Origin of the sequence: Synechococcus sp. 63AY4M2 (assembly GCF_002760475.1) — a bacterium.
Classification (GTDB): domain Bacteria; phylum Cyanobacteriota; class Cyanobacteriia; order Thermostichales; family Thermostichaceae; genus Thermostichus.
Window position 1 is genome coordinate 1,973,914 of sequence record NZ_AXUX01000001.1, and the last position, 17,453, is coordinate 1,991,366.

Genomic DNA, 17,453 nt, shown 5'->3' on the forward strand with positions numbered 1-17,453 from the left:
AGGGCTTTTCCGCCCCGCACTCAAGTACGGGGCTACCAAGCTATCCTTTTGTGTCAAAGTTGGGGCAGATGAGGTAGGTGAAGCGTAAAGGTTGTCCAGCCGGCGGCGCTGCTCACCTCGATGGATCCGCGCAACTGATCCACCATCTGTTTCACCAAGGCCAAGCCCAGACCCGTGCCCCCTTCCTTCCAAGGATCGTTGCTGGGAATGCGGTAAAAGCGCTCAAAGATGCGGGTCAACTCCTCGGCGGGGATCGGCTGGCTATTGCTGACCTCGACGATGCTGCGGCGGTTTTCGGTTTCTACCCGTAGGCGGATGGATCCCTGGGCCGGGGTGTATTTCACAGCATTGTGCAGCAGCTCCCGCAGGATACGTTGCAACAGCAAGGGATCTGTCGTGAGGGAGCTCTCCAGGGGAACGCTGGCTTGGAAAGTTTGCCCCTTGGCGCGGGCCCGCTCTTGGGTAACCGTCAGCAGATCCCCCAGCAGATCTCGCCAGGTGAGGGCTTGCACCTCCAGCGCATAGGCCCCCGCCTGCAGCCGCTGCAGATCCAGCAGGTCGTTGATGAGCTCGATCTCCCGCTGGCACTCCCGCTCGGCAATGAGGAAGTATTGCGCTCGTTTCTCCTCTGAGCGAGCTATCTGCAGCATTTTCAGGGCCATTTTCAGGCTGGCCAGGGGAGTGCGCAGCTCGTGGCTGACGGTGCTGATGAAGTCGTCTTTGAGACGGTTGAGGCGCTCCAGGGCTTGCACCTGCTCTTGGGCAGCCTGGAACAGGCGCGCCTGCCGCAGCCCAATGGCACATTGGTTGGCCACCTGCTGGATAAGTCGGATCTCCTGGTCGTCGAAAGGACGCGCCGCCGAGCGAAAGATCCACAGATCCCCCAGCACTTGGCCTTTATCTAGCAAGGGACAAGCCATTACTACCTGGCGGTTTTCCGAGGCTCGCCCTAAGAAGCAAAATAGACAAGGCTGCCCTGCAGTTAATTGTCGATACACGGTTTCGTAAGGCCCTCCCTGCAAAGGGATGGAGAGGTTCAGATAAGAATCGGAGCGGGGGCAATACTCGTAGCGGATGGTGGCAAGGGTGAAATCGGCGTTGTAAAGGCCGATATCGCAGCCATCGGCATCTAGACTTTCTCCCAGCTCGCGCACGGCGGCGCTGAGGATCTCAGCTTCGTCGAGAGAATCGCGCACGCGGTTGATAATGCTTCTTAGGAGAGCCTCAAATTGCAAAGCCCGCTCTAGCTGCGCAGTGCGCTGCCGCACTTTTTCTTCTAGCGTTTGCTTTAGAGCTTTTATCTGCTCGTACAACTGAGCCTGTTGCAACGCGACAGCCAACTGGTCGGTCAGTTTCTGCAAAAGCTCAATTTCCCACTCCTGCCACGGGTGGCTGGATTGGCAGTGCTGCGCCACCAAGAGGCCCCAGAGATCCTCCCTCCGCCGAATCGGGATCACCAAGTTGGCCTGAGCCTGAAAGGATTCCAAGAGTTGCCGATGGCAGGGATCCAAACTGGCTGTCGCCACATTGTCGATGGCCTGCACAAAGCCCTGTTGGTACTTGCGATAGCAGGGATCCTGGCGAAAGCAAGCATCCCACACGGAGCGGCCCAAGTGGCTGGGCCAGGGATCCAGCACCGCCTCGGCAGCTACCCATCCCCCTATGCCGTCCTGTAACTGGTAGATCATCACCCGATCCACCTGGAGAAACTCTCGCACTTCCGCCGCCGTGGTCTGCAAGAGGGGCTGCAAGTCCAAGTTCTCGCGGATGCGGCGCAGCAGGGATCCCAGGAGTCTCTCTCGCTCTGCCTCTTGCAGCAGCAGATCCTGGGCTTGTTTGAGGGGGGTGATATCTACCACAATGCCGCAAACGGCATAGGGATCCCCTCGCCGATCCCGCAGGGCAAACTTGGTGATCCACTTTTCCAGTTCTTGCCCATCACGGCAAACAGTGTGCTCATAGCTGATGGGATGAGCAGATTGGATTGCCCTTTGATCCTCCTCGCGAAACTTCAGAGCTTCCTCTGGCGAGAAGAGTTCCGCATCGACTTTGCCGAGAACTTCTTCTGGAAGTTTACCTTTTTTCTGCAGGTAAGCCCGATTGACCTGTAAGTAGCGGCCCTGCAGGTCTTTAACAAAGATGGGAAAAGAGATCCCATCGAGGATAGCTTTGAGACGGGCTTCGCTTTCTTGCAGGGCCAGCTCCGCCTCTTTTTGCTGGGTGATATCTTCGGTAATGCCGGCAATGCGGATCACTTCTTGCTGTTCATTGAAAATAGGCCGGCAGGAAGTCCGCAACCAGCGCACCCGGCCATCTCGATGAATGATGCGATAGGTAATCGGCTTCTCTCCTTGGATGACCTGAGGTACGGCTTGCAAAATCCTCGGCAGATCTTCCGGATGAATCTTTTCTCGCCACAGATCGGGCTTTTGGTAAAACTCCTCCGGCTTGTATCCCCAGATCTGCTCGCACTGAGGGCTTTTATAAAACAATTGACTGAGATCTGGAGAATAGAGAAAGAAGGAAACCGGCACAGCCTCGGCCATTTCCCGAAAGCGGGCTTCGCTTTCCCGCAGCGCCTGTTCTGCCTCTTTTTGCTGGGTAATGTCGCGGGTGCTGCAGACAATTCCCCCTAGCGCAGGATCCTGCAAAAGATTGGTGCAGCGGCTCTCCAACCACACCCAATGGCCATCGGCATGCTGCATCCGATAGACAAAGCTGAGCGTCTCGCCAGGCCGAGCCTTCAGTTGTTCAAGGGCGTCGGCAACGATCTGGCGATCTTCCGGGTGAACCCAATCCAGAGGTATAGGTTCTCCCTCCTCAGGACAACGACCCAAGACTTTCTCGGTAACCGGGCGATTGAGAGTATGAACCAAGCCTTGGGCATCGATCCAACACAAAATGTCGTGGCTGTTGTCGAGGAAGGCGCGAAAGCGCTCCTGTTGTTCTCGCAGTTGTTGTTCCAGCCGCTTTTGCTCGGTAATATCCAAGACAATGCCGAGCCATCCCAAACCTTTGGACTCATCCTGCAGCTTGACAGCCAGGCGATAGGTGTAGCGCTCTTGGCCTTGGATGATTTCCTTGCTCTCCAATCGGGAAAACCCTTGCCGCTCCAGGTCAGACAAGGCTTGCCCAGTGTACTCCAGCCAGTGGGGATGTTGCTGCGCTGCCTCTTGCAGAGAAGTGCCCAGCAGATCGCCATACCAGGCGCAGTCGGTGGCATTTTGCAAAATCAGCACTCCCTGGGGATCCCTGGCCCATATGGCTGCCGGCAGGGCGTCCAGAAGAGCCCTCAGTTGGGCTTCCCGCAGGCGCAGATTTTCTTCCAGTTGCTTCTTCTCGGTAATGTCTCGGCCCACCCCGCGAATAAACTGCAAGCGGCCCCGCCGGTCGAAAAGGCCCTGGTTGATCCACTCAAACCACCGCACCTTTCCTTCCGCATCGAACAAGGGGTGAGCCCAAGCAAAGGTAGGCTGCTGAGGAGTAAGCTGGGATATCTTCTGCCGCACCTGCTCTTGCTCCTCTGGCGGCAAGGCCTCGATCCAGCGCCGGCCCTGCCAATTGCCGAAAACCTTCTGGCAGGCCTCGTTACACTCCACCACCGTTGTATCCGCCCGCGCCAGCATGATGACATCGGGAAAACCAACCTGGGCCTGATGCGGCCGCCGCCTCTGCCAGAAGACAAGCGCCAGGAGCCAGGCTGCCCACAAAAGCAGCCACGGCCAGTTGCCCAAAGCTTCCTCAACAATGGTCTCCCAAGGAATGATCATGACAGCTTAGCATTGCCAAAATTCTGTTAAGATAGGCGAGAGTGCCTATTCAAACCCACACCAATTCTCGGCAGTTTGCCAAGGATTGCCAAGTATCACAATTAACAACTCACGAACTTCTATATAACCTCGGCAATTGCCCAGAAGGGAACCTCACAGGTTAAGATAGTCCTGGATCCAGCCCACCAGCCGCTGTGCCAGGGTAAGCGCTTCCGGCTCGCCTTCTTTGATCGCCGATTGGCTGCTGAAGCAAGCAATAACCTCTTCTTGAAATTTTTCTTCAAGCTTTTGTTCAAAAGCGCCGCGGCGAAACTGCAACCGCACCTGAGCTTGGATCTGAAAGCTCTCCCGCGCCTCCTCATCCAAGATCTCCTGTCCCAGCCGCTGCAGCCGCACCCCTTGCAATTGGGCGAGGGGATAAGAGAATACCTGCTGCCGCCAAAGCCCCCAGGGGCCACCCAGCCGGGTCAGGGTCGCTCGCTGCCGCTCCCGATCCAAGCTCAGGATCTGCCCCAGCCCCCAAGGGATCCCAATCCCCAGGCCCGCTGCTACGGCCAGCAACCCCACCAGCGGCGAGCGGCCCCAGAGCTGGGATCCCAGCGCCAACAGCCCCAAACCCGCCACCACCCGCCAGGCCAGTTGCTCAGGGGTAAACCTTTGCAGGGCAATTCGCAGCCGTCTGGGGTTGCGCTCCAGAACTTGCAGGTAAACCGGCCTCATGAAATTGGATCCCGTTTTTGGCGCCAGTTTACCAGGTGCCGCGGAACCCTGGAAGACTTGCGAGCTTGGCAAACAGCTAAAACTCAGGTTCGGCAAAAAACTCTGACAAATCCAAGGCAAACCCAGGGATCACCTCTTCGCCTTCCAGGATATCTCCTGGCCGCTTCAATGCTGCGGGCTCAGGCTGACGGTAAACCAAAACATACTTTTCTTCGGGATGAATAAGCCAAACAAGGCGGGATCCATTTTCAAAGTACTCGACGATTTTATTGTGGATCTCTCCCACTGTGTTGACTTCAGAGAGAACTTCTACAACCAAATCTGGGGATCCCTCGATATAGCTCTTGGGGATCCCGCCGAGAGATCGCAGCCGCTCCTTGGAGAAGAAAGAACAATCTGGGGAGCGGCGATTGCCAGATTTCATCTTAAACGAAGTATCGGAGTCAAAAGTAAAGCCAATCTTTTGGCTGCGAACATAGGCACCTAGGAGGATGTGAATCAAACTTACATAGTATCCATGCCTTGCACTTGCCGAACCCAAAGCAATCAGCTTCCCATCGACAACTTCATAGCAATTGCCATCATCGGGCAGAGCCATAAACTCTTCATCAGTCCAAATCTTCCGAGAAGCTGTTGCAGAGCTTTCGGCAGGTTCCTTTGCTAGCCTTTCCAGAGCTTCAATCATGGTAGCCCTCTCAGATAGCTAAAACAACTAAGGGATCCTCGCTTGGGCAAACACATCCTGGGGGACAACCTTCAAGCCGGGCAGAAACTCATCTTGGATGGCTTGGGATCCCGTAAAAGTCCGCGGCGGGGCATCGGGGTAGAAAACGGTGATGCTCTTGGCTTGGGGATCCACAACCCAAACGCGAGGGATCCCAGCTTCCAGATAGTCCGCTGCTTTTTGAAGTACAGCCCCAAAACTCTGGCCGGGAGAAAGAATCTCCACTACCAGTTCGGGAGCGACGGGACAAGGGCCGTCTTCCTCAAGCTGCGCTGGCCAGCGTTCAAAGGAAACATAGAGCAAATCGGGAACAGGAAGCCAATCTTGATCCTGCCTTTGCAAAACAACTGCCAGCTCTGTGTACACATCCCCCTTGCCTTGACACCAGGCATCCAGAATGAAAAGCAGCCGCTTCTGCAAAGAGGCATGAAATCTCTGAGGAGACATCGGCAAATCTTTGGGAACAGCTTGTCCATTGACCAGCTCATAGGTAGTATCTTCCTCTGGCAAGGCGAGAAACTGTTCGGGAGTAAGTTTTGGATGAGCAATCGACAGCTCTTCGGTCGATAGCATGCCAGGATCCCTCTCGTTCTAGAGGCCAACTGCTTTCTAGTTCTAGGCTAACTTTGGGTTTTTCGCCTTCACTGCGCGGGAAAAGGCCTCTTGTTTTTGGGAAGGGGGGGCTTCCAGGTTGCGGTAGCTTGCCAGCGGTTGTGCTTTGATGCGTTGCAGACCCACCTGGAGGATCCCTATGGCTAAAACCCTTTTGACCACCCTGGGCACTGGCGACTACACCGAGACGACGTATTTCTTTGGGGAGCAAAGGGCAGACAAAACCTGCTACGTCGCCAAGGCCCTCTGCCAGCTCTTTGAAATTGATAGAATCATCCTCCTGCTGACGGAGGAGGCCCGCGCCAAGCACTGGGGCCGCTTGCAGGAGTCCTTGCCACCCCAGGTGGAGAAGGTGGCCAAAGCCATTCCTGAGGGCAAAACGGAAGCGGAGACCTGGGAGATTTTCGACGTGCTGGTCGATGGCATCGAGCCCAACAGCCGGCTGCTTTTTGATATCACCCACGCCTTTCGCTCCATCCCGCTGCTGGTGCTCTTGGGAGCCGCCCTTTTGCGCAAGGCCAAAAATGTCGAGATCCAGGGGCTCTACTACGGCCTCTACCGCCATGGCCAGGCAGAAACCCCCATCATCGATCTCACGCCGGCCATTCGGCTTCTGGACTGGCTGACGGCCAGCGACAAGTTCATCAGCACCGGCTCGGCAGTAGAGCTGGGCCAGCTTTTGGACACCGTTCAACGGGACTTCTACCGACAGCAAAGGCCCGGCAAAGGGGATCCCAGGCCCACCCGGCTGCAGAGCTTTGGACAAGCCATCCGCGACATCTCCCGTTCTCTGGAGCTGGTGAGGCCGGTCAGCCTGCAGGAGGACTTGCGCAAGTTACAAAGACACTCTACCCAGGAGTTGGCAGAAGAGGTGGGCCAATTTGCCAAGCCCTTCGGCCTGCTGCTGCAAAGCATTCAAAATAGCTACAGCCAACTGGCGCTGCCGGCAGACCAGAAGGAGGATCCCCGCGCTCAAGTTCAAAAGCACTTTCAACTGCTGCGCTGGTATGTGGAAAAGCGCTTCACCACCCAAGCCCTTCTCTTGGCTCGCGAGTGGGTGGTTTCTGCCCTTTGCCTCTGTGAGGGGATCCAAAACTACCTCGAACGAGAAGCGCGGCAGGGAATTGAACACCAGTTGGGATCCCTTATCCCGCGGGAAGAGCAGCTCTTGGGAGATCTCCCTGCGACTGGATCCCTTATCCAACACCAAGAGCAGCTTCAGTCCCTGCCTCCCATTGCCGCCCATGTCCCAGATGTGCAGCAGCTAGCCAAGCTCTGGTCTCGGCTGAGCGAATACCGCAACGACGTGGCCCATGTGCAGATGAAACCCAAATCTCTACGCAGCGAAGTTCTGGAGAGCTTTGTGCTGCAGGATCTGCTGCCGAAACTGGAAGCGCTGTTTCCTGAATTGACTCGAACAGAGGGGGAATTGGAAGGGGATCCTTCCAATTCTCGGTAGGCTACCAACGTCGGCCCACCCTCAGGTTCTGGGTTTTCAATTTCGGTCCAGCGGTTGGCAGGGGCTGAGCTTGAACAAGTCCTATTGACCTGGAGAAATACTGAAAAAACCTGAGGGCCGGTCGGGATCGGTGGACTTTGTTTTGTAGCTTCTACAGCCGGCTATCGGGTGGCTGCTGGGGTTTTGTCTACTTTGTTTCTTGCACGTTCAGTTCTTAACTTTCCTATCTTTCCTGCGAAAACACCATGTCTTATCACTACTACTGGCAAGCAAAGCTCTGGGGCCTGCTGCATGATCCTGCCCTCAAAGCCCTCCACGACGCCTCTGGCCGCGCTAAGGAAGGGCTGTGGCCAAACCTAGCAGCGATGCAGGGGTGGATCTCGCCCAAGGCAGAGGGATCCCCTCTGGCACAGGTGGGAGATGCGGATCTGGTCGCCTCCGCCAGCGATCGGGCCGCCATTGGCCACCTGCCCGTTGCCATCGACTACCAGCTAGCGGATCGCGGCCAGAGCCTGGGGCCGGGCTTAGAGATGAGCCATCTCCTTTCGGGGCGCAAGCGCTTTTGGCAACTGCCCGAAGAGGAGCACCGGGCCCTGCAGCAGGCCCGCTCCCGCGCCGAGTACTTGCTGGCGCAGGAAGCAAGGGTAGTTCCCGACTGGATTTGGCAAGAACAGGAGGATATCCAGAAGGTGTTCTGGTGGTTCTGGCGCTGTTTTCCCCAGGCGCTGGCGCGGGAGTTTGGCGATGAAAGCCTCCTGCTTTTGCCGGCAGAAACGCGGCTGCCCGATGGATCCCTGTGGAGCCACACTAGCGTCGTGGCCGCTCTGGCGGGCTGTTTGGCCGGCTACGACGAGCCCAAGTTCACGCGGCCCTTTTTGGCCAGCTTGACCTTCAACCCCATCCAGGAGCTGATCAAAGCCAGCCGCAAGATGCGGGACTTTTGGGCCGGATCCTGGCTGTTGCACTACCTCTCGGCGCGGCTTTGCTGGCGCCTGGCGGAGAAATACGGCCCCGACTGCCTGCTCTACCCCAGCCTCTACGGCCAGCCTTTGATCGACGCTTGGCTGCTGGAGAAGTACCCCCCCTTTGCCGAGTGGATCCCGCAGCCTTCTGCCAACACTCTGCTCACCGCCGGCTTCCCCAACGTGATCCTCTTGCTGTTGCCCGAAGAGCGGCTGCAGGCGGCCATGCAGTTTGCCCAGCAGACCCTCAAAGAAGAATGGCGCCACCTGGCGGAAAGAGCGCTGGAGCACCTGCAACTGGAGCGCCGCTGGCTGGTGCAGTTGCGCCCAGAAGATCCCACCTGGGGGGGATGGCTGGAGCACCAGTGGCAGATCTACTGGGCGGCGGCGCCCCTGGGATCCCCCCAGCAAAGGCTTAAAGACACCGCCATCCTCAGGTCCCAGGAGTCCATCGAGCGGGATCCCTGGGTCAGCACCCAAAACCGCACCTACCACCTCAAAGGAGAGCGGCAGCTTTTTGCCGATCCGGAGCTGAAGTTCCTGCGGATCAGCTTCTGGGATCCCGAAAGGCAGCAGTGCCGCCAGCACAAGCCAGGGCTAAACGTAGGCTCCTGGTGGGCAGCGGCAGTGGAGGCGACGCGCCGGCTGCAGGCTGCCTGCAAACAGGCCCGCGATTGGCAGTTGCCGGTGGCCTTTGGGCCGCGCAGCACCGTCTCTGGCCTAGGGCCGGTGGTTCACCCTTCCCCCAGGAATCGCTGGATTAGCGAAGGGGAGAGCCGGCGGCTTTGGCAGCGCCAGGCAGGGCTTTTCGATGGCCGCGAGCAGCTCAACGCCACCGAAACGGTTAAGCGGGCCCTAGACAAGGTGTTGCCGGAGCTCTTCCCCACCCTCGACGAAGACGAGGTCGCCGCTTCCTACCCAGATCTCACCGCTGGCGTGGCCGGCTACCTGAAAACCCACGGGCGACGCGAGCTGGAGCACTTCGAGCAGGCCTGCCGCGCCGTTGAGGCCATCCACCCCGCCATTCGGGAGGTCATCCGAGAAATGCGCGGCAAGTGGGGGATCCCGTGGGCCGACCAGCAAAACCTGCGCTACCACCCCCGCCTGCTCAACGCCGGCTGGCTGGTGGAGGACCTGGAAGCAGACGAGGCAACCCAGAAGCGCTGCCGCCAGGAGATAGAAGCCACCCTCAGCCGCTACTACCCCAGCATCAACCCCGCCAGTTGGTACGTGGTGGCCGCCGGCGACGGGGACGACATGGGCAAGTGGCTGAGTGGCGAGAAGATGCGACCCTACTACGACTACCTGCCCCAGCCGCTGCAGCGCCTAGCCGATAAACAAGAGGACGCCATTGGCCAGGTCATCAACTCCGGAGAGCTCGACCAGGTCAAGGACGCCTTCGGCGAGTTTGTCAAAGCCAGCCGCAAGCGCATGGGCCCGGCCACCCACAGCGCCCTCAGCCGGGCTCTGTTGGATTTTTCCGGCCAGTTGGTGCCCTACCTCACCGAGCAGCGCTATGCCGGCAGGCTTATCTACGCCGGCGGAGACGACGTTTTGGCCTACACCAACCTCTGGGAGTGGGATGGCTGGCTCTGGGACATCCGCCAATGTTTCCGCGGCGGCGAAGACGACTGGCGCGAGTTTGCCAACGAAGGGGACTACTGGCAGTGGCAAAAGGCGCAGTTGCCGGCTGGCCTCAGCCGTCGCCCTCTTTTTACTCTGGGATCCCTGGCCAGTATTAGCTTTGGCGTGGTGATTGCCCACCACTCGGTGCCCCTGGCCATTGCCCTGGAGAATCTCTGGGAGGCAGAACAAGGCGCCAAAGAGCAGGCCTATGCCCAGGGCAGCTCCAAAGACAGCGCCCAGGTGCGGGTACTGTTTGCCAACGGCAACCAACTGGTGAGCACCTGCAAGTTCGACACCTTCGACAAGTGGAAAGACCTGCTGGATTTTGACTGGAAGCTGTTGGGCCAAAAGCAGGATCAAAGCTCCCTATTTGAACACGCCGCCCAGCTCTGGGAGCAGCACCCAGCCCCCAGCCTGGAAGCGGTGCCTGCTTGGGCCCGCCTGTTCTGCAGCCGCCGGGATCTCTTCCACGGCGAAAGCGAGCAGACGGATCGTTTCCAGACCCAGCTAATCGCATTTATCCAGCACTTTTGGCAGCACAGCCTGCCCGCCCAGCCGGGGGCCTGGGATCTGGCCATCAAAAACTGGTTCAAGCTGGCGGCCTTTGTGCTGCGCAACCGCACCGTCACTTTGGGGAGGAACGGTCGATGAGTTGGTTCACGCTATCGCCTCTAGATGTGTGGATGTTTCGCGATGCCAAGCCCTTTGCGCCGGGGGAGCGGGCCTGGGCCAATAGCGGCTTTCCCCCCAGCGGCCACACCTTGGCCGGCGCCATTCTGGCTCACCTGGGCCAGCCGGCAACCCTGCGCCTATGCGGCCCTTTCCTTTGCTGGGATGAGCAGCTTTACTTCCCCGGCCCTCTGCACCTCTACCAGGGATCCCCGCTGGTGCCCATCCCCTGGCTGGAAGAGGGCCATTCCTATGACGGCTACCGTTGGGATCCCACCCGGCCCGCCCCTTTGGTGGCAGCAGCTCCGGAGGAGGAACGGCCAAGCTCCAAGCAAAAGGCCGCCGGCTACCTGCCCTTTCAGGCGGTGCAAACTGCACTGCAGGGCAAGGGCTGGGATCTGGAGCAGGCAGTAAAGTCCCCCTGGGTGGCGGAGGTGCGGCCCCACAACACCCTGCAGGCAGGCAAACGCCAGGTGCGGGAGGCCGAGGGCTACTTTGTGGAAACCTGCATCCGCCTGCAGCCCGGCTGGAGCCTGGCCCTTTCCATCGAGTGCTGGGATCCCGATCGCGAAACTTGGGATCCCTTGCCTCTGAAGCAAGAAGTGGTGGTGCGGCTGGGAGGAGAAGGCCACGGCGCCCTCTTAAGCCCCTGTCCAAAGCTGGGCGAGCAATGGCAAGCGCTGCAGGAGCTCTCCCGGCAGACCTTCCGGCAAGGCCAGCGATCCCTGGCCTACCTCGTCACGCCTGGGGTGTTCATCAAAAAGGTGGAGGGGCGCTCCCTCTGCCGCGCCTGGCCTTGGGAATGGCGCTTGGTCACCCCCCATCCTGCCCACTCCCTCACCGGTCCTCTGGTGAGCGTGGCCACCGGCAAGCCAGTTCCCATCAGCGGTCGCCTGCGGGTGGACTCCCTAACAGAGCCGCGCAAGACCAGCCTACCGGCTCCGCAAGTCTTTGCCGCCCCGCCCGGCAGCGTCTACTACCTGGAGCAGCCGGCTCCCCTTGCCCAGGACGAGCCGGAGCTGGAAGATGGCCGGCTCAACGTCTTCCACCGCTGGCGGCTGTTGGGCTACAGCGAGTTGCTCTGGCTGCCTTGGGTCAACTTTTGAAGTCCTGTTTTGACGGATAAGGAGTGTTTTTCTATGAGCTTTCACCTGGTTTATCTCACCCTGTTAACCCCCCTGCACACCGGCGGCACCACCCAAGAAGGCAACCTCTTGGGCATTGCCCGCGAGGCCCACACCAACTTGCCCTACATTCCTTCCAGCACCATCCGCGGCAAATTGCGGGCCAGCGTGGCCGAGAAAGAGTTAAAGTTCGAGCTCTTTGGCAACGAAATTGGGGAAGGGGATCAGCTTACCCAAGGCTCCATTTGGATTGGGGATGGATCCCTCTTGTGGGTGCCGGTGGCTTCCCTCAGCCACGGGGTAGTCTGGATTAGCTGCCCCCTCTTGCTCAAGCGCTGGCTGCGGCTAAGTGGTCAAAAGTTGGATGCGCCGGATCCCTATAGCACCAACTTGGAGACAAACCGACCCATCTACCTTAAGGATGCCATCCTAAAAAATGGCCTGAAAAAGTGGGAAAACTGGCAAAGCTTTGTCAAATCTTCCAGCATCAGCCGCGTCCTTGTCTTGCCGGATCAGCACTGTGCCACCCTTATTCAAATGAGCCTGTGGCGGCAGGTAAAAGTTAAGCTCAGCGAGCACAAAGTTGTAGAAGGCGGCTTTCGCTACGAAGAGGCCATCCCCCCCGATAGCCTGATGTACTTTACCTGGGGGGTAACAGCCCAGGCCAACGGCAGTTCCCAAGAAGCAGTGGAGCAATTTCAGAAGCTTCTCCAGAAGAACCAACTTCTACAAATTGGCGGCCAAGAGAGCCTAGGCCGGGGCTTTGTCGAGTTGTCTTGGAACTAGTTGAGGAGGCTTTATGGAAACTTTTGATCCCCGCACGTTGGCCAAGCCCGTTTACGAATCCCTTCGCCAGTTAAGGGCTCAAACCAGAGACCAAGAAAAGCTTAAGGAGCAGAAAAACCAGACTGTGGAGCTCTACACCTACCTTTCCACCTGGGGCCTGCTGCGCCTTAAGGCAGAAGAAGATGCCCTCAACCAGGAAGGGAAAAAACAAGTAGTCAAGGAGTTTTTTGATTGCCTAGAAGAGATCTCTGGCCAAAAGGGAATTGCTAACTCCAACGGCCTGGATCGTCTTATGCAATTGGGAGTTGAAGAGTATCTAGGTTTAACAGGGCTAGGTCTGGCTTTGGCTCAGGAATTCGGCTTTTGGGCTATGGCCATCTACCACGACATTAAAGGAGGAGAGTAATGGGCGTCGCGATCCCCCTGCAAGCGATTTCCCTGCAAGAAGGCAGCCGAGTGGTTATTCATTCTCTTACCTGGCAAGACTGCGAGAGCATTCTGGAGGAGCTGGGCGAAGATCGCCACACTCGCATTGCCTACTACGATGGCACTTTTGAGATCATGTCTCCTTTATCCAAACACGAGCGCCTTCATCGCATTGCCAGTGACATTGTAAAGGCTCTCTTAGATGCTCAGGGGAGAGATTGGGAAGACTTTGGCTCAACAACCCTCAAAAAGCCAGGCAGAGCTGGCGTGGAGCCCGACACCTGCTTCTATGTCAATCACCTGGAGTTGGTGCGAGGTTGCGAGGGCAGGATCGATGTCGATCAGTTGCCCCCACCTGATCTGGCCATCGAGTCCGACGTTACTTCCCGAACTTTTATCGAGGCCTATAGAGCCATCGGCGTGCCGGAAGTTTGGATCTTGGGTGAGCGAAGTTTGCGGATCTTTATTCTGCAGGGAGAAGACTACGTAGAATCAAGCTGCAGCTGGCTTTTTCCAGACTTCGACATCCCCAATCTTGTACCTCAACTCATTCGACGCGCCCTAGAAATTGGCACCAGCGCTATGTTGCGCAAATTTCGGCAAACCCTTGGCAATTCCTAACGCTGTTTCCCACTTTTGGAGAAGATCCCATGACTGGCAATCGCCCTACTCGTCCTGGCAACGCTCCTCAGCCGCTTCCTCGTCCCCCCAGGCCAGGGGATCCCAGCCGCCGGCCGCCTCAGGAAAATCGGGGCCCTAATTCTCCTAGAGGAGGCAATGGAGGGGGAAACCAGCCGCGCGGTGGAGGAGGCAACAATCCTCCGCCCTCGCCTTGGCTGGGTCACCCCTTGGATCCCACGCCCAGGCCGGATCCCACCGCTGGCTTTATTGAATATCTGCGCTGGATGCGAGCGCCGCTTGATGCTTCTAAAGACGGCACCAAAGCGGAGCTGGCGCACCAAGTGGAAACAACGATCAACCTTGGAGCCCGCCTGAAAGTTTTGAATGAGCGCACCCAACGCATTGCCAGCGACACCTTTCAGGTTACTTGTCCCTGGCGAATTCGAGTCGGTGGGGCCAAGGGTCCAGAGAGCATGTTGCTCCCCGCTTTCGATCCCTTAGGGATCCCTTACATTCCCAGCTCCACCCTGTGCGGCGTGGCCCGCTCCCAGGCCATTCGAGAGCTGATGCAGGAGCGCAATTTATCTTGGGAGCAAGCAGACAAAGCCGTAGCTCCTTGGTTTGGGCACCTACAAGCTGACGAAAAAGACAGGGCCGGCAAGGTTATCTTTTTGGATGCCTACCCGGTACCCACTCGGCCCCAACGGCGAGAGGATCCCGATAATTCTAAAACGGGGGGTCTAGCTGTAGATATTGCCAATAGTATCTGGAAATGGAATGGAAAAAATCTTGACTACTCGCCTAACCCTAACTTGTTCTTTTCTCTCAAGCAAGCCACTTTTTTAATTGGCCTGCGCAAAGGCCCCGGCTGCACCGATGAGATGCTGGATCAAGTCAAAGAGTGGCTGATCCAAGGGCTGGAGCAAGGGGTGGGATCCCAGGTGAATACCGGCTACGGTCGGCTGATCCCCTTAGGGAAATCACTGGACAAGAGCCAAGGAGAATTCTTGCGCCTGCCCTTTGAGCTAAAAGGCCAACTCATTCACGGGCGGCAGGTAGTCAACTGGAGGCCCGATAAGAATCGCTACGACAACCGATCCATCGCCGAAGTGCGGCCCGTAGCCTTTAAGAATATGCTGCGCTATTGGTTCCGCACCTTTGCCCTGGGAGTTTTGCCGGTCGATCAGGTGCAGGAGTGGGAAGGGCAACTTTTTGGGGCCATCACTCCCCAGCAAAAACACGGCTGGATCCATGTAGATCTCCTAAATGGCAAAGTCTCTCAGCCGGAGCCAGAGCCCAATCGGGAAGGAAGAAATAGACCCGCAGGCCGACAAGAAGGGATCCTCATCTTAAGTCTTTCTGGCGAGTGTCAAAACTATGCTTCCCAGGAAGATCAAGAGGCGGTGGAAAAGCTCTTTACTAACCTCACCTGGATGATGTTCCATCTGGGAGGTGTGGGTCAAGGAGCTAGAAGACCCTGCTACTCCCGCCAGAACCGGGAGCGGGCTCCCTGGTGGCGCGGCTCTACCCTAATTCCCAGGTCGGAGGATGCCTTTTGGAAGCTGGCGGAGTCGGTGGCCGGGTTTCAGAAGCTTTTCCAAAAGCGCCTGGGCAACTTCTTTGACGCTCTCAAGACTCTAACCAAGCAGGCCATTAACCCCGATAGCCCAAGAAGTGCTGGCCAGGTTCAGAGGGATAAATGGCCGCAAGCGGTGGATGCCAACTGCAGGATCGTAGTCTGCAGCGGCGAGGAAGATTTCAACAAACCCTATGCCCTGGCAACTTTGCATCGCTTAGGCCGACAAGATGAAGGCCGGTACGACAAATTCTTGTGCGGGGGTGTACAGGGAGGTGCTCTGCCCTCTCCGGTTTGGATTGCCGATTTGGGTGATTACCAAGTGGTTACCGTTTTTGGGGCAACGGTGAATCCTAGGAAAAGTTATCTTGAACAGCTCAGGAAAAATGCTGATGATTTTGGAATAATCTGGCCCTTGAAGTAGAGATCTTGGAGAATCTCTGGAGGAATAAAATGTCCAAAAAGAGGATCAATGCCAAAGTTCTCAGAAACCTTGTTACAGCCGTAATCAATGGCTCGATTACACTGGCCATTTTGCTCATTGCTCCCTTGGGCCTGGCAGCCGTGATTACCAACACTATTTTGGTTGCCATTGCCAGCTTCTTTTCTGGAAGCTTAACAGAGATGGTCATGGATCTTTTGTCAAGCCCTGAAATTGACGTGGAGGTTTTGCCAGAAGAGCGCCAATCCAAGACCAGCACTTCCATAGAGCCAAGGCGAGGCTCAGAGAGTCTGCGTCGAGATGATCAATAATGCGAACCTTGTATGTTTCCCAGCAAGGGTGCAGGCTAAGCCTCAGGCAAGAGTTTGTGCTGGTTCATTTGGGCGAGTCGCTCTTGCAAGAGATGCCTCTGCCCTTGCTGGAGCAAATTTTAATCTTTGGCCGCTCTCAGGTGACTACCGATGTTGTGAGGGAGTGCTTGAAGCGCAATATCCCCATTGCCTACCTCTCCCGGCTCGGCTATTGCTACGGTCGCCTCATTCCCATTGAAAGGGGCTACCGCCGCCTGGCCCATTGGCAACAGGCGCTCCCTGAAGCATGGAGACTGCAAACAGCAGCCTAAATAGTGCGAGCTAAGCTCCTCAATGGCCGCGTGCTGTTGATGCGACAACTTAGGCAGCGCCCCAGCGAAACCAGGGATCTAACCCTGCGCAGCCTGGAACACTTGGCCGCTCAAGCTCTGCAGGCTACTTCGCTGGATCAATTGCGAGGCATTGAAGGGATCGGCGCAGCTTTGTATTTTCCCGAATTGGGCAATTGCTTACAACAAAAAGGATTTGTTTTGATCAAGCGCACCCGACAGCCGCCCACCAATCCAGTGAATGCCATGCTCAGCTTTGGCTACATGGTGCTCTGGAACCACCTATTAACCTTAATTGAGCTGCAAGATTTGGATCCCTATCAAGGTTGCCTACATGCCAGCAGCGAACGCCACGCTGCTTTGGTTTCCGATTTGCTGGAAGAGTTCCGAGCGCCTATTGTGGACTCACTGGTACTGTGGCTGGTCAACAGCGGTGTTATGGATATCCAAGAAGACTTCGAGTATCGAGATGGGGGCTGTTTTCTCAGCGATGCTGGCAGAAAGAAGTATCTCAAAGCTTTTCTCCAGAGAATGGAGGGATCCATCCAAACCCCCGATGGGGATCAACCCCGCTGGGATTTGCTGACGCAGCAGGTTAAGAAATTTAAGCATTCTGTCTATAATCCTCAAGACCTGTATCAGCCTTACCGGATTCGCTGATGTTTCTTTATGTCGTTACCTACGACACCCCTTGTGATAAGCGCCGCAAGAAAATTGCCGACCTGCTAGAAGGCTACGGCAAGCGCGTGCAATACAGCGTGTTCGAGTGTGTCCTCGACAAGAACAAGTTCGAGGAGCTCAAGCTACGGCTCCGGAAAAGGGTCAAGCCCGATGAGGACAGCGTCCGCTTCTATCCCCTCACCAGCCACGCCCTTGACCAAGTGGAAATCTGGGGTGGGCCCCCCTTAACTGCACCCCCCCACTCGATCGTTGTCTAGCTCAAGCAACTCTCCACCCACTTCAGTACTTGATGTTCTCAAAAGCACACAAAAACGGTATCAACGCTTTTGCGAGCGCCTCGCCAAAACCCGCAAAGGCCGATTCTTTCGTTGACCCGCTCGATGCCTTGCGCCACAAGGCTTTCAGGCCTCTCACCCCCCTCTCCCAAGCTCTTTTTTGCCCTCTTCGACCGACCCCCTCGCAAATGGGTCTTGCATTCCTTGCCCTGCTTGGGTTTAATAGGGGTAGAGTTCCCCCTTCGGGGGGATCCCTAGAAATTGGAAACAACAATTAGGGCAACAGTCCGGTAGGCGTTACGATGTTCCCCCTTCGGGGGGATCCCTAGAAATTGGAAAC

The 17,453-nt window shown here is 57.1% G+C and carries 13 protein-coding genes and 1 pseudogene; 10 read left to right on the top strand and 4 right to left on the bottom strand.

The window, feature by feature from the left end:
• Nucleotides 1-53: 53 nt before the first annotated feature.
• From SYN63AY4M2_RS08800 to SYN63AY4M2_RS08815, 4 genes are all read right to left on the bottom strand, one after another.
• Nucleotides 54-3,770 (bottom strand): PAS domain S-box protein, encoded by a 3,717-nt coding sequence (locus SYN63AY4M2_RS08800; RefSeq protein WP_240530518.1) that lies wholly within the window; start codon nt 3,768-3,770, stop codon nt 54-56.
• 153 nt (nt 3,771-3,923) lie between these two features.
• The gene (locus SYN63AY4M2_RS08805) at nt 3,924-4,490 is read right to left on the bottom strand and encodes a hypothetical protein (protein WP_099812771.1); all 567 of its coding nucleotides are present in this window, start codon (nt 4,488-4,490) and stop codon (nt 3,924-3,926) included.
• Between the two features lie 76 nt (nt 4,491-4,566).
• Complete coding sequence (locus SYN63AY4M2_RS08810) at nt 4,567-5,175, bottom strand: Uma2 family endonuclease (RefSeq protein WP_099812772.1); 609 nt, start codon at nt 5,173-5,175, stop codon at nt 4,567-4,569.
• A gap of 27 nt (nt 5,176-5,202) precedes the next feature.
• The gene (locus SYN63AY4M2_RS08815) at nt 5,203-5,787 is read right to left on the bottom strand and encodes a Uma2 family endonuclease (protein ID WP_011431342.1); all 585 of its coding nucleotides are present in this window, start codon (nt 5,785-5,787) and stop codon (nt 5,203-5,205) included.
• Nucleotides 5,788-5,965: 178 nt separating this feature from the next.
• On the opposite strand from SYN63AY4M2_RS08815, the gene csx2 reads away from it, so the two are divergent.
• The 10 genes and pseudogenes from csx2 (at nt 5,966) to cas2 (ending at nt 17,095) form a co-directional block, all read left to right on the top strand.
• A complete protein-coding gene (gene csx2 / locus SYN63AY4M2_RS08820; RefSeq protein WP_099887323.1) occupies nt 5,966-7,285 on the top strand; it encodes a TIGR02221 family CRISPR-associated protein in 1,320 nt (439 codons plus the stop codon).
• 245 nt (nt 7,286-7,530) lie between these two features.
• The gene (cas10, locus tag SYN63AY4M2_RS08825; protein ID WP_099887324.1) at nt 7,531-10,524 is read left to right on the top strand and encodes a type III-B CRISPR-associated protein Cas10/Cmr2; all 2,994 of its coding nucleotides are present in this window, start codon (nt 7,531-7,533) and stop codon (nt 10,522-10,524) included.
• On the top strand, nt 10,521-11,648 hold the full coding sequence (locus tag SYN63AY4M2_RS08830; protein WP_099887325.1) for a type III-B CRISPR module-associated protein Cmr3: 1,128 nt from the start codon (nt 10,521-10,523) through the stop codon (nt 11,646-11,648). The genes cas10 and SYN63AY4M2_RS08830 overlap by 4 nt, the downstream gene beginning before the upstream one ends.
• 33 nt (nt 11,649-11,681) lie before the next feature.
• On the top strand, nt 11,682-12,452 hold the full coding sequence (cmr4, locus tag SYN63AY4M2_RS08835) for a type III-B CRISPR module RAMP protein Cmr4 (protein WP_099884681.1): 771 nt from the start codon (nt 11,682-11,684) through the stop codon (nt 12,450-12,452).
• A gap of 13 nt (nt 12,453-12,465) precedes the next feature.
• Nucleotides 12,466-12,858 (top strand): hypothetical protein, encoded by a 393-nt coding sequence (locus tag SYN63AY4M2_RS08840; RefSeq protein ID WP_099884683.1) that lies wholly within the window; start codon nt 12,466-12,468, stop codon nt 12,856-12,858.
• Nucleotides 12,858-13,499, top strand: coding sequence for a Uma2 family endonuclease (locus tag SYN63AY4M2_RS08845; RefSeq protein ID WP_099812779.1), 642 nt, complete (start codon nt 12,858-12,860; stop codon nt 13,497-13,499). The genes SYN63AY4M2_RS08840 and SYN63AY4M2_RS08845 overlap by 1 nt, the downstream gene beginning before the upstream one ends.
• A 29-nt stretch (nt 13,500-13,528) precedes the next feature.
• Nucleotides 13,529-15,499: an RAMP superfamily CRISPR-associated protein gene (locus tag SYN63AY4M2_RS08850; RefSeq protein WP_099887326.1), complete on the top strand. Its 1,971-nt coding sequence runs from the start codon at nt 13,529-13,531 to the stop codon at nt 15,497-15,499.
• Nucleotides 15,500-15,528: 29 nt separating this feature from the next.
• Nucleotides 15,529-15,828 carry a CRISPR-associated protein Csx18 gene (gene csx18 / locus SYN63AY4M2_RS08855; protein WP_099887327.1) on the top strand — a complete coding sequence of 100 codons (300 nt, stop codon included), beginning with the start codon at nt 15,529-15,531 and terminating at the stop codon, nt 15,826-15,828.
• Nucleotides 15,828-16,817 (top strand): annotated as a pseudogene (gene cas1, locus SYN63AY4M2_RS08860) (CRISPR-associated endonuclease Cas1). The gene csx18 and the pseudogene cas1 overlap by 1 nt, the downstream one beginning before the upstream one ends.
• Nucleotides 16,817-17,095, top strand: coding sequence for a CRISPR-associated endonuclease Cas2 (gene cas2, locus SYN63AY4M2_RS08865; RefSeq protein ID WP_099887328.1), 279 nt, complete (start codon nt 16,817-16,819; stop codon nt 17,093-17,095). The pseudogene cas1 and the gene cas2 overlap by 1 nt, the downstream one beginning before the upstream one ends.
• Nucleotides 17,096-17,453 lie beyond the last annotated feature (358 nt).